A 13,157-nucleotide genomic window follows, 5' to 3' on the forward strand; every position below is an offset into this window, starting at 1 on the left:
GTGTCACTTTCGCTTTGGCAGCAGTGTCTTGCCCGATTGCAGGATGAGTTACCAGCCACAGAATTCAGCATGTGGATCCGCCCATTGCAGGCGGAACTGAGCGATAACACGCTGGCACTGTATGCGCCAAACCGTTTTGTGCTCGACTGGGTAAGGGACAAATACCTCAATAATATCAATGGACTCCTCAATGATTTTTGCGGTGCGGACGCCCCGCAGCTGCGTTTTGAGGTGGGCGCTAAGCCCGCCAGCTCGCTGCAGAAAGGGGCGGTAAGCCCGGCTGCGGCGGCCATTCCGGCGGCGCAGGTGCAGACCGCGCGCGCGGCGCCGACGATCGTGCGCCCTGGCTGGGATAATGTCCCGGCGCCGGCGGAGCCGACCTACCGCTCTAACGTTAACGTGAAACACACGTTTGATAACTTCGTCGAAGGTAAATCTAACCAGCTGGCCCGCGCGGCGGCGCGTCAGGTGGCGGATAACCCGGGCGGCGCCTACAACCCCCTGTTCCTCTATGGCGGGACGGGTCTGGGTAAAACTCACCTGCTGCACGCGGTGGGGAACGGCATTGTGGCGCGTAAGCCGAACGCGAAAGTGGTCTATATGCACTCCGAGCGTTTCGTTCAGGACATGGTTAAAGCGCTGCAGAACAACGCCATCGAAGAGTTTAAGCGTTACTACCGCTCCGTTGACGCCCTGCTGATCGATGACATTCAGTTCTTTGCCAATAAAGAACGATCCCAGGAAGAGTTTTTCCACACCTTCAATGCGCTGCTGGAAGGTAATCAGCAGATCATCCTGACGTCGGATCGTTATCCAAAAGAGATCAACGGCGTTGAGGATCGTCTAAAATCCCGCTTCGGCTGGGGGCTGACGGTGGCGATCGAGCCGCCGGAGCTGGAAACCCGCGTCGCGATCCTGATGAAAAAAGCCGACGAGAACGACATCCGCCTGCCGGGCGAAGTGGCGTTCTTTATTGCCAAGCGTCTGCGCTCGAACGTGCGTGAGCTGGAGGGGGCGCTGAATCGCGTTATCGCCAACGCCAACTTCACCGGCCGGGCGATCACCATCGATTTCGTGCGCGAAGCGCTGCGCGATCTGCTGGCGCTGCAGGAAAAACTGGTCACCATCGACAATATTCAAAAGACGGTGGCGGAGTACTACAAGATTAAGGTAGCGGATCTGCTGTCCAAACGCCGCTCCCGTTCGGTGGCGCGTCCTCGCCAGATGGCGATGGCGCTGGCCAAAGAGCTGACCAACCACAGCCTGCCGGAAATCGGCGATGCGTTTGGCGGCCGAGACCATACCACCGTGCTGCACGCCTGCCGCAAGATTGAGCAGCTGCGTGAAGAAAGCCACGACATTAAAGAAGATTTTTCCAATTTAATCAGAACATTATCCTCGTGACGCTATGAAATTTACCGTAGAACGTGAACATTTATTAAAACCGCTGCAACAGGTGAGCGGTCCGTTAGGTGGTCGTCCGACGCTGCCCATTCTCGGTAACCTGCTGCTTCAGGTCGCGGAGGGCGCGCTGTCGCTGACCGGTACCGATCTTGAAATGGAGATGGTGGCGCGCGTGGCGCTGGTTCAGCCGCACGAAGCGGGCGCAACGACCGTTCCGGCACGGAAATTCTTTGATATCTGCCGCGGCCTGCCGGAAGGCGCGGAGATCGCGGTTCAGTTGGAAGGCGATCGCATGCTGGTGCGTTCCGGCCGCAGCCGCTTCTCGCTGTCGACCCTGCCCGCCGCCGATTTCCCGAATCTGGATGACTGGCAGAGTGAAGTGGAGTTTACCCTGCCGCAGGCGACCATGAAGCGTCTGATCGAAGCCACCCAGTTCTCGATGGCGCACCAGGATGTTCGTTACTACTTAAACGGCATGCTGTTTGAAACCGAAGGCAGCGAACTGCGCACGGTGGCCACCGATGGTCACCGCCTGGCGGTCTGTTCGATGCCGCTGGAAGCGTCGCTGCCGAACCATTCGGTGATCGTGCCGCGTAAAGGGGTGATTGAGCTGATGCGGATGCTCGACGGCGGGGATATCCCGCTGCGCGTGCAGATTGGCAGCAACAATATCCGCGCCCACGTTGGCGATTTTATCTTCACCTCTAAGCTGGTTGATGGCCGTTTCCCGGATTATCGCCGCGTATTGCCGAAAAATCCGGATAAACACCTCGAAGCGGGCTGCGATATTCTGAAGCAGGCTTTTGCGCGCGCGGCGATTCTCTCCAACGAGAAATTCCGCGGCGTGCGGCTGTACGTTAGCGAAAACCAGCTGAAAATCACCGCCAATAACCCGGAACAGGAAGAAGCGGAAGAGATTCTGGATGTGACCTACGCCGGAACGGAGATGGAGATTGGCTTCAACGTTAGCTATGTGCTGGATGTGCTGAATGCGCTGAAGTGCGAGAATGTACGCATTCTGCTGACGGATTCGGTGTCGAGCGTGCAGATTGAGGATGCGGCTTCGCAATCCGCAGCCTATGTCGTCATGCCTATGCGGCTGTAGAAAATATCGGGCTATCTTGCTTGTTATTCTGGCTCCGGGCAGTGCTCGCAATCCTCACGTACTTTAGTACGCTCCGGTTGCTGCGCGCTGGCCGAAACCAGACTAACTGCGCCGATAACGCCCTGGTTATGAGCTGATATGTCGCTATCCCGACTTCTAATCAAAGACTTCCGCAATATTGAACATGCGGATCTCGCTTTATCTCCCGGCTTTAACTTCCTGGTTGGCGCGAACGGCAGCGGCAAAACCAGCGTGCTGGAAGCTATCTATACGCTTGGCCACGGCCGGGCATTTCGCAGTTTGCAAATTGGCCGGGTGATCCGCCACGAGCAGGATGCGTTTGTTCTGCATGGGCGTTTACAGGGCGAAGAGCGGGAAACCGCCATCGGCCTGACCAAAGACAAACAGGGCGACAGCAAGGTGCGTATCGACGGCACCGACGGCCACAAAGTGGCGGAGCTGGCGCACCTGATGCCGATGCAGCTGATTACCCCGGAGGGGTTTACTTTACTCAACGGCGGCCCCAAATACAGAAGAGCATTCCTTGACTGGGGATGCTTTCATAACGAAGCCGGATTCTTCACCGCCTGGAGCAATCTGAAGCGCCTGGTCAAGCAGCGCAACGCCGCGCTGCGTCAGGTCAGTCGCTATGCCCAGCTGCGGCCTTGGGATCTGGAATTAATCCCGCTGGCGGAGCAGATCAGCCGCTGGCGTGCCGAATACAGCGCCGCTATCGTCGAAGACATGGCGGATACCTGTCAGCAATTTTTACCGGAATTCACGCTCACCTTCTCTTTCCAGCGCGGCTGGGAAAAAGAGACCGACTACGCGGAGGTGTTGGAGCGGAATTTCGAGCGCGACAGAATGTTAACCTACACCGCCCACGGCCCGCATAAAGCGGATTTTCGCATTCGCGCCGACGGGGCGCCGGTGGAAGATACCTTGTCGCGCGGGCAGCTTAAGCTGCTGATGTGCGCCCTGCGTCTGGCGCAAGGAGAGTTCCTCACCCGCGTCAGCGGGCGGCGCTGCCTGTACCTGATAGATGATTTTGCCTCGGAACTTGATGATGCCCGCCGCGGTCTGTTATCCAGCCGCCTGAAAGCGACGCAGTCGCAGGTTTTCGTCAGCGCGATCAGCGCTGAACACGTTATGGACATGTCGGACAAAAATTCGAAGATGTTCCGCGTGGAAAAAGGTAAAATAACGGATTAACCCAAGATTAAATGAGCGAGAAACGTTGATGTCGAATTCTTATGACTCCTCCAGTATCAAAGTCCTGAAAGGGCTGGATGCGGTGCGTAAGCGCCCGGGTATGTATATCGGCGACACGGATGACGGCACCGGTCTGCACCACATGGTATTCGAGGTTGTGGATAACGCTATCGACGAAGCGCTCGCGGGTTACTGCAAAGATATCGTTGTCACCATCCACAGCGATAACTCCGTCTCCGTCCAGGATGACGGCCGCGGCATCCCGACCGGCATTCACCCGGAAGAGGGCGTCTCCGCAGCGGAAGTTATCATGACCGTCCTGCACGCTGGCGGTAAATTCGATGATAACTCCTATAAAGTTTCCGGCGGTCTGCACGGCGTAGGCGTCTCGGTGGTTAACGCCCTGTCGCAGAAGCTGGAGCTGGTTATCCAGCGCGATAACAAAGTTCACAAGCAGATGTACGAACACGGTGTGCCGCAGGCACCGCTGGCCGTGACTGGCGAAACCGACAAAACCGGCACCATGGTGCGTTTCTGGCCAAGCCTGGAAACCTTCACCAATGTCACCGAATTTGAATATGACATCCTGGCGAAACGCCTGCGCGAGCTGTCGTTCCTGAACTCCGGCGTCTCTATCCGCCTGCGCGATAAGCGCGACGGCAAAGAAGACCATTTCCACTACGAAGGCGGCATCAAGGCGTTCGTTGAGTATCTCAACAAGAACAAAACGCCGATCCACCCGAATATTTTCTATTTCTCCACCGAAAAAGACGGTATCGGCGTGGAAGTGGCCCTGCAGTGGAACGACGGCTTCCAGGAAAACATCTACTGCTTTACCAACAACATTCCGCAGCGTGACGGCGGTACTCACCTCGCCGGCTTCCGCGCGGCGATGACCCGTACCCTTAACGCCTATATGGACAAAGAGGGCTACAGCAAAAAAGCGAAAGTCAGCGCCACCGGCGACGATGCGCGTGAAGGCCTGATTGCCGTGGTATCCGTGAAGGTGCCGGATCCGAAATTCTCCTCGCAGACCAAAGACAAGCTGGTCTCCTCCGAGGTGAAATCGGCGGTGGAGCAGCAGATGAACGAACTGCTGAGCGAATACCTGCTGGAAAACCCATCCGATGCGAAAATCGTGGTCGGCAAAATTATTGACGCCGCGCGCGCCCGTGAGGCCGCACGTCGCGCCCGTGAGATGACTCGTCGTAAAGGCGCGCTGGATCTGGCAGGCCTGCCGGGCAAACTGGCGGATTGCCAGGAGCGCGACCCGGCGCTGTCCGAACTGTACCTGGTGGAAGGGGACTCCGCGGGCGGCTCTGCTAAACAGGGTCGTAACCGCAAGAACCAGGCGATCCTGCCGCTGAAGGGTAAAATCCTTAACGTTGAGAAAGCCCGCTTCGATAAAATGCTCTCTTCCCAGGAAGTGGCGACGCTGATCACCGCGCTGGGCTGCGGTATCGGTCGCGATGAGTACAATCCGGATAAACTGCGCTACCACAGCATCATCATCATGACCGATGCGGACGTCGACGGCTCGCACATTCGTACCCTGCTGTTGACCTTCTTCTATCGTCAGATGCCGGAGATCGTCGAGCGCGGCCACGTCTACATTGCCCAGCCGCCGCTGTACAAAGTGAAGAAAGGCAAGCAGGAACAGTACATTAAAGACGACGAAGCGATGGATCAGTATCAGATCTCCATCGCGCTCGACGGTGCGACCCTGCACACCAACGCCAATGCGCCGGCGCTGGCGGGCGAACCGCTGGAAAAACTGGTTGCCGAGTTCAATGCCACCCAGAAAATGATTGGCCGCATGGAGCGCCGCTTCCCGAAAGCGCTGCTGAAAGAGCTTATCTATCAGCCGACCCTGACCGAGGCCGACCTGGCGGACGAGCAGAAGGTGACCCGCTGGGTGAACACCCTGGTCTCCGAGCTGAACGAGAAAGAACAGCACGGCAGCCAGTGGAAATTCGATCTCCACGAGAACAAAGAACTGCAGCATTTTGAGCCGGTTATTCGCGTACGTACCCACGGCGTGGATACCGACTATCCGCTGGATAACGAGTTCATTATGGGGCCGGAATATCGTCGTATTTGTGCCCTGGGCGAGAAACTGCGCGGCCTGATGGAAGAAGATGCTTACATCGAGCGCGGCGAACGTCGTCAGCCGGTAGCCAGCTTCGAGCAGGCCCTGGACTGGCTGGTGAAAGAGTCCCGTCGCGGTCTCTCCATCCAGCGCTATAAAGGTCTGGGCGAGATGAACCCGGATCAGCTGTGGGAAACCACCATGGATCCGGACAGCCGTCGCATGCTGCGCGTGACCGTCAAGGATGCCATCGCTGCCGATCAGCTGTTCACCACCCTGATGGGCGATGCCGTTGAGCCGCGTCGCGCGTTTATCGAAGAGAATGCCCTGAAAGCGGCGAATATCGATATTTAAGCCGCATGTTTCCCGGTAACGAGTTTTACCGGGGCAACAGGATGTATAAGCCCGGTCGCATCGCGCGATCGGGCTTTTCTTTTGCCGCTAAAAGAGGAATCCGCTGCTGCGGTTCCATCCCCCTTTCTGGCCGACACTTTTACTGTTTTTTGAGCGGAATCGCGTTAGCATGAGGGGAGACTCATCTTACCCGGGGACCCTATGGCTATTAAATTGATTGCAATCGATATGGACGGCACGCTGCTGCTGCCCGACCATACCATCTCTCCAGCGGTGAAAGCCGCCATCGCCGCGGCGCGCGAGCGCGGTGTTAACGTGGTGCTGACCACCGGTCGCCCTTACGCTGGCGTCCACAGCTATTTGAAAGAGCTGCATATGGAGCAGCCGGGTGATTACTGCATTACCTACAATGGCGCGCTGGTGCAGAAGGCTGGTGACGGAAGCACCGTCGCGCAAACCGCGCTGAGCTATGACGACTATCGCTTCCTTGAGCAGCTCTCCCGCGAGGTCGGCTCCCACTTCCATGCGCTGGATCGCAATACGCTGTATACCGCGAACCGCGATATCAGCTACTACACCGTCCACGAATCCTATGTGGCAACCATTCCGCTGGTGTTCTGCGAAGCGGAGAAAATGGATCCTGAGATCCAGCTGCTGAAAGTGATGATGATTGATGAGCCGGCAATCCTCGACCAGGCCATCGCCCGTATTCCGGCGGAAGTGAAAGAGAAGTACACCGTGCTGAAAAGTGCGCCTTACTTCCTCGAAATACTGGATAAACGCGTCAATAAAGGCACTGGCGTGAAGTCGCTGGCCGATGCGCTGGGCATCAAGCCGGAAGAGATTATGGCGATTGGCGATCAGGAAAATGATATCGCGATGATTGAATTTGCCGGCGTCGGCGTGGCAATGGATAACGCCATTCCTGCGGTCAAAGAAGCGGCGAACTTCATCACCAAATCGAACCTTGAAGATGGCGTTGCCTTCGCCATTGAAAAATACGTTTTAGCGTAAACTTCTTTCCGGCCCGGCGTTCGCCGGGTCTGTCTTCTCTTTTTTCATGAACAGATGTTAATCCGCATTTAAATCCCTCAATCCTTGCAGGGGATTCTATAAGCTACCCGCCCTCTTTTTAGCAACTCAGAACTAACATCATACTTTTCATGAATATATACCACCGTTTGATGTTGGTTACGCTGCCATTCGCCTCTGTTCAGGTTTGCGCGGCCGCGGAACCAACGGCGCCGCTCGAACCGGCGTATGCCTATCACGGCGCAGAGCCCGCGGATCTGCCGGCGCCAGAAAGTCGCCAGCCTGCGGCCGCAGCATCGTCCTCGCTACTCCCTTTGCTAGGCGATGAGGCCAGAAAGCGCGGCTACGTCCTGCCGCTGCCGTTTGGCGTCAGCATTAACTATATGGATATGCGGCAGAATATTAATGTCGACAGCATAAACTTCACCGGGCTGTCGCTGGATGGCCGCAATATCGATTGCGGTAAGGATCCTGTCTGCAAGCACGCCGTGAATAACATTTTCGCTAATGGGCCGGTCTCGCTGGATAACTCTTTCCAGATTGGCGTTGGTCATACGCGGGAAAGCAGCAAAACCGAGACGCTCAAGCTGGATGCCTGGCTGCTGCCGTTTATGAACGTTTATGGCCTGGTGGGGCACACCGAAGGGCATTCAATTTCGCAGATAGCTGTCGGCCTGAAGGGACCGAACGGTAAAGTGGTGCCCCTGCCGGGGATGCAGGATCTCGACTTTCGTCTCGATTTTAAAGGTACTACCTACGGGATGGGCACCACCCTGGTGGGCGGCGTCGGCAATTGGTTTACCGTGCTGGACGCCAACTACACGCAAACGCGCTTTGATATCCTCGACGGCAGCATCGATGCGCTTACCTTTTCGCCGCGCGTTGGCTATCGTTTCAGTACGCCATCGGTCGATGCGCTGCATCTCCCCGCCGGAAAGCTAAATCTGTGGGTTGGCAGCATGTATCAGGATGTGCAGCAGGAGTTTAAAGGCAGCCTCAGCGATCTCTCGATGCCGTCGCCGATGCTGCAGAATATGGTTAATCTGGCCAACCAGGACAATAACGGTCGCTTCGATGTGAAGCAGCATCTGCAGTCGCCATGGAACGTTCTGGTGGGCGCGCAATACGAGCTGACGCAGAATTTTAATATTACTACCGAGTTTGGCTTTGCCGAACGTAACAGTTTCTTTATTGCCGGCGAGTATCGCTTTTGAGCCGACTGTTTATCACTTTTCTGCTGCTGATGGTCTGCCCGACAGGCAGCCAGGCCGAGGCGCTCAGCCGCGAGAAAATCGACGGCTGGCTGCAGCATCTCGGCGCCAGCGATAAGTTCGACGCCAGCAAAGGCATCGACTGGGGCGTGATGCCCGGTCCGTTCTATACGCCGGAACTAGGGTTGGGCATTGGCACCGCTGTCGTCGGCCTGTATCGTCCCGACCCGCAGGATACCACCAGCCAGAACTCGACCCTGACGCTCAGCGGCTACGCCAGCTCTACCGGCGCCTTTGGCCTCAGCGTGAAAAACTATACCTTTTTCGATCGTGATCTGTGGCGCGTTTTTGTCGAAGGGTCGATAGCCAACACGCCCACTTATTATTGGGGGCAGGGTTTTCATGCCGGGGATAAAGACAATGAAAAAGAGAAGTATACCGCCCAGGTACTGACCCTGCGACCCACCCTTTATCGGCAGCTTATCGATCATGTTTATCTCGGGGCGGGATGGTCGCTGGCGGCGCAGAATGCCGATGAGATGGACCATGATGATCGGCCGAAGATAGAAAACACTCCACAGGGACCGTCGGTATTCAGCTCCGGCGCCAGCATCGATATCAACTGGGACGATCGCGACTTTGTCCCTAACCCGCGCCGGGGTCAGTATGCCAACCTCCGCTATACCCACTATGCGCCCGGATTAGGTAGCGATACCCGCTTTGAGGAATTTCAGCTGCACTATAGCCATTATCATGCCCTGAGCGAGAAAAGCGTGCTCGCCTGGGAGGCCGATGGCGCCTTCACCCAGGGCGAGGTACCGTGGAGCATGATGCCGCTGCTCGGCAGCGATGAACGGATGCGCGGCTACTACCAGGGGCGCTACCGGGATAAAAACGTCGTCAGCGGCCAGCTGGAATACCGCCGGCAGCTCACCTGGCGGCACGGGATTGTCGCCTGGGCAGGAGCGGGAACCATGGGGCCCTCACTGTCGTCGCTGAATAATGGCCGCTGGCTGCCTTCGGCGGGCGTTGGCTACCGCTTTGAATTCAAACCTCGCGTTAATGTTCGCCTCGACTACGGTATCGGCAATGGCAGCAGCGGCTTTTACTTCCAGGTCGGCGAAGCGTTTTAACGCCTCCTCCCCTTAATTTTCTCTCTTATCGCCTCTTGTCAGGGCCGCTGCGCTTTAATTTTCATGAATTGTTCTTTTTGTGATCCAAATTGTAGTACAACACAATAATGTTGTACTACATTAAGCTCATGTTGATAACGTACAGCATCACGTTAGTAGTACAAACATGAGGCGAAATTCAGCAGCGACGGTAAAGTAGAGCAGTACACATAGAGCACAAGGACTCTCCATGACTCTCAATAAGACCGATCGCATTGTGATCTCGCTGGGCAAACAGATCGTCAGCGGTAAATACGTCCCGGGTTCGGCGCTTCCGGCCGAAGCGGAACTCTGTGAGGAGTTTGAAACCTCGCGCAACATCATCCGCGAAGTGTTTCGTTCCCTGATGGCGAAGCGGCTGATTGAAATGAAGCGCTATCGCGGCGCGTTTGTCGCTCCCAGAAACCAGTGGAACTACCTCGACACCGAGGTGCTGCAGTGGGTACTGGAAAATGACTATGACCCGCGTCTTATCAGCGCGATGAGTGAAGTGCGCAACCTGGTTGAACCCGCCATCGCGCGTTGGGCGGCGGAACGCGCCACCTCAAGCGATCTGGCGGAAATCGAGTCGGCGCTCAATGACATGATCGCCAACAACCAAAACCGGGATGCCTTTAACGAAGCGGATATTCGCTACCACGAGGCGGTGCTGCAGTCAGTACATAACCCGGTTTTGCAGCAGCTTAGCGTGGCGATCAGTTCGCTGCAGCGGGCGGTATTTGAACGGACCTGGATGGGCGATGAAGGCAACATGCCGAAAACCCTCCAGGAACATAAAGCGCTATTTGACGCCATTCGGCATCAGGATAGCAACGCGGCGGAGCAGGCGGCGTTGACGATGATCGCCAGCTCGACACGAAGGCTTAAGGAAATCACATGACGGCTCGCTACATCGCAATAGATTGGGGATCGACGAATTTACGCGCCTGGATTTATCAGGGCGAAGAATGCCTGGAAAGCAGGCAATCTGAAGCAGGTGTAACGCGCCTGAATGGTCGATCTCCCGCTGCGGTGTTAGCGGAAATCACACAGCACTGGCGCGATGGCGCCACACCGGTGGTGATGGCAGGTATGGTCGGCAGCAATGTGGGCTGGAAAAATGCCCCTTATTTGCCGCTTCCAGCCGCTTTCTCGGATATTGGCCAGCAGTTAACTGCCGTTGGCGACAATATCTGGATAATTCCCGGCCTTTGCGTTTGCCGTGACGATAACTATAACGTCATGCGCGGAGAAGAAACGCAACTGCTGGGCGCACGCGCCTTAGCCCCTTCGTCTGTCTATGTGATGCCAGGAACCCACTGCAAATGGGTACTGGCCGATCGCCTGCAGATTCACGATTTTCGTACCGTTTTGACCGGTGAGTTACATCATCTGTTGCTTCAGCACTCGCTGATCGGGGCCGGCTTGCCGCCGCAGGAAATGTCCGCCGACGCATTCGCGGCCGGTCTGCAGCGCGGTATCAACAACCCCGCCGTCCTGCCGCAGCTGTTTGAAGTGCGCGCTTCGCACGTGCTGGGCGTGCTGCCTCGCGAGCAGGTTAGCGAATTTCTTTCCGGCCTGCTGATTGGCGCTGAAGTTGCCACCCTTAGCGACACATTCGCCGGACAGCAGGCGATAACCCTCGTCGCCGGGTCATCGTTAACGTCCCGTTATCAGCAGGCATTCCGCGCCATTGGCCGCGAAGTCACTGCGGTTGCGGGCGATACGGCATTTCAGACAGGAATAAGGAGCATCGCTTATGCAGTGGCAAACTAACCTTCCGCTTATCGCTATTCTGCGCGGTATTACGCCAGACGAGGCGCTGGCCCACGTTGGCGCTGTTATCGACGCCGGTTTCGACGCGGTTGAAATCCCGCTGAACTCGCCGCAGTGGGAGAAAAGTATTCCGCAGGTCGTCGACGCTTACGGCGAGCAGGCGCTTATCGGCGCGGGCACCGTGCTGCAACCGGAACAGGTCGACAGGCTGGCGGCCATGGGCTGTCGGCTGATTGTGACGCCAAATATTCAGCCGGAAGTGATCCGGCGGGCGGTAGGTTACGGCATGACCGTCTGTCCAGGCTGCGCCACCGCCAGCGAAGCTTTCAGCGCGCTGGATGCCGGCGCGCAGGCGCTGAAAATTTTCCCGTCATCAGCTTTTGGCCCGGATTACATCAAAGCGTTAAAAGCCGTGCTGCCGCCGGAAGTTCCGGTCTTTGCCGTCGGCGGCGTGACGCCAGAAAATCTGGCGCAGTGGATTAATGCCGGCTGTGTGGGGGCTGGGCTGGGTAGCGATCTCTATCGTGCCGGCCAGCCGGTTGAACGTACCGCGCAGCAGGCAGCCGCATTCGTAAAAGCGTATCGAGAGGCAGTGAAATGAAAATAACCAATATCACCACGTACCGTTTACCTCCGCGTTGGATGTTCCTGAAGATTGAAACCGATGAAGGCATTGTCGGCTGGGGCGAACCGGTGATTGAAGGGCGCGCCCGTACGGTGGAAGCCGCCGTTCATGAATTTGGCGATTACCTGATTGGTCAGGATCCGGCGCGGATTAATGACCTGTGGCAGGTGATGTACCGCGGCGGCTTTTATCGCGGCGGCCCGATTATGATGAGCGCCATCGCCGGAATTGATCAGGCGTTATGGGATATTAAAGGTAAGGTCCTGAATGCCCCGGTCTGGCAACTGATGGGCGGGCTGGTGCGCGACAAAATTAAAGCCTACAGCTGGGTGGGCGGCGACCGTCCCGCTGAAGTGATTGACGGGATTAAGAAGCTGCGCGGCATTGGTTTCGATACCTTTAAATTAAACGGTTGCGAAGAGATGGGGCTCATCGATAATTCCCGCGCGGTTGACGCAGCGGTGAATACCGTGGCGCAAATCCGCGAAGCGTTTGGCAATGAAATTGAGTTTGGTCTCGATTTTCATGGCCGCGTTAGCGCACCGATGGCTAAGGTATTAATTAAAGAGCTGGAGCCATATCGCCCATTATTTATTGAGGAACCGGTATTAGCCGAGCAGGCGGAATATTATCCGCGGCTGGCGGCGCAAACGCATATTCCCATTGCCGCCGGCGAACGTATGTTTTCGCGCTTTGAATTTAAACGGGTCCTGGAAGCGGGCGGGGTGGCTATTTTACAGCCCGATCTGTCACACGCAGGTGGTATTACCGAATGCTATAAAATTGCCGGCATGGCGGAAGCCTATGACGTTGGGCTGGCGCCGCACTGTCCGCTGGGGCCGATCGCGCTGGCTGCCTGTCTGCACGTTGATTTCGTTTCACATAACGCGGTCCTCCAGGAGCAGAGCATGGGGATCCACTACAACAAAGGCGCCGAACTGCTTGATTTTGTGAAAAACAAAGAAGATTTCAATATGGAAGGCGGCTTCTTTAAACCATTGATGAAGCCGGGGCTGGGCGTGGAAATTGATGAGACCCGCGTGATTGAGTTAAGTAAAAACGCGCCGGACTGGCGAAATCCGTTGTGGCGGTATGAGGATGGCTCTGTCGCCGAATGGTAAATGCGCGTCATACTTCGCACTGGTGATGCGTTGGCTGCATTTTCTTACCCTGGTCACATACTATTGTATGCTCCCAG

11 protein-coding genes are annotated in these 13,157 nt (G+C 56.6%); all 11 read left to right on the forward strand.

Annotation, left to right across the window (positions count from 1 at the left end):
- The gene (gene dnaA, locus OHJ17_RS00005; RefSeq protein WP_004151534.1) at positions 1 to 1,404 is read left to right on the forward strand and encodes a chromosomal replication initiator protein DnaA; all 1,404 of its coding nucleotides are present in this window, start codon (positions 1 to 3) and stop codon (positions 1,402 to 1,404) included.
- Between the two features lie 4 nt (positions 1,405 to 1,408).
- A complete protein-coding gene (gene dnaN / locus OHJ17_RS00010; RefSeq protein WP_004151533.1) occupies positions 1,409 to 2,509 on the forward strand; it encodes a DNA polymerase III subunit beta in 1,101 nt (366 codons plus the stop codon).
- Positions 2,510 to 2,647: 138 nt separating this feature from the next.
- Positions 2,648 to 3,721, forward strand: a complete 1,074-nt coding sequence (gene recF, locus OHJ17_RS00015; protein ID WP_004150293.1) for a DNA replication/repair protein RecF — start codon at positions 2,648 to 2,650, stop codon at positions 3,719 to 3,721.
- A gap of 28 nt (positions 3,722 to 3,749) precedes the next feature.
- Positions 3,750 to 6,164 carry a DNA topoisomerase (ATP-hydrolyzing) subunit B gene (gyrB, locus tag OHJ17_RS00020; RefSeq protein ID WP_004173845.1) on the forward strand — a complete coding sequence of 805 codons (2,415 nt, stop codon included), beginning with the start codon at positions 3,750 to 3,752 and terminating at the stop codon, positions 6,162 to 6,164.
- 201 nt (positions 6,165 to 6,365) lie between these two features.
- Positions 6,366 to 7,178 carry a sugar-phosphatase gene (gene yidA, locus OHJ17_RS00025; RefSeq protein WP_004151530.1) on the forward strand — a complete coding sequence of 271 codons (813 nt, stop codon included), beginning with the start codon at positions 6,366 to 6,368 and terminating at the stop codon, positions 7,176 to 7,178.
- A 149-nt stretch (positions 7,179 to 7,327) separates the two neighbouring features.
- Positions 7,328 to 8,410 carry a porin family protein gene (locus OHJ17_RS00030; protein ID WP_031592731.1) on the forward strand — a complete coding sequence of 361 codons (1,083 nt, stop codon included), beginning with the start codon at positions 7,328 to 7,330 and terminating at the stop codon, positions 8,408 to 8,410.
- Positions 8,407 to 9,540, forward strand: coding sequence for a BamA/TamA family outer membrane protein (locus tag OHJ17_RS00035; RefSeq protein WP_023279351.1), 1,134 nt, complete (start codon positions 8,407 to 8,409; stop codon positions 9,538 to 9,540). The genes OHJ17_RS00030 and OHJ17_RS00035 overlap by 4 nt, the downstream gene beginning before the upstream one ends.
- 229 nt (positions 9,541 to 9,769) lie before the next feature.
- The gene (gene dgoR, locus OHJ17_RS00040) at positions 9,770 to 10,459 is read left to right on the forward strand and encodes a D-galactonate utilization transcriptional regulator DgoR (RefSeq protein ID WP_004210724.1); all 690 of its coding nucleotides are present in this window, start codon (positions 9,770 to 9,772) and stop codon (positions 10,457 to 10,459) included.
- The gene (locus OHJ17_RS00045) at positions 10,456 to 11,334 is read left to right on the forward strand and encodes a 2-dehydro-3-deoxygalactonokinase (RefSeq protein WP_032433709.1); all 879 of its coding nucleotides are present in this window, start codon (positions 10,456 to 10,458) and stop codon (positions 11,332 to 11,334) included. The genes dgoR and OHJ17_RS00045 overlap by 4 nt, the downstream gene beginning before the upstream one ends.
- Positions 11,318 to 11,935 (forward strand): 2-dehydro-3-deoxy-6-phosphogalactonate aldolase, encoded by a 618-nt coding sequence (locus OHJ17_RS00050; protein WP_004181595.1) that lies wholly within the window; start codon positions 11,318 to 11,320, stop codon positions 11,933 to 11,935. Before OHJ17_RS00045 ends, OHJ17_RS00050 begins: the two co-directional genes overlap by 17 nt.
- Positions 11,932 to 13,080, forward strand: coding sequence for a galactonate dehydratase (dgoD, locus tag OHJ17_RS00055; protein WP_032433708.1), 1,149 nt, complete (start codon positions 11,932 to 11,934; stop codon positions 13,078 to 13,080). The genes OHJ17_RS00050 and dgoD overlap by 4 nt, the downstream gene beginning before the upstream one ends.
- Positions 13,081 to 13,157: the final 77 nt, after the last annotated feature.

Source organism: Klebsiella sp. KP20-425-1 (assembly GCF_025813515.1).
Lineage (GTDB): Bacteria > Pseudomonadota > Gammaproteobacteria > Enterobacterales > Enterobacteriaceae > Klebsiella > Klebsiella pneumoniae.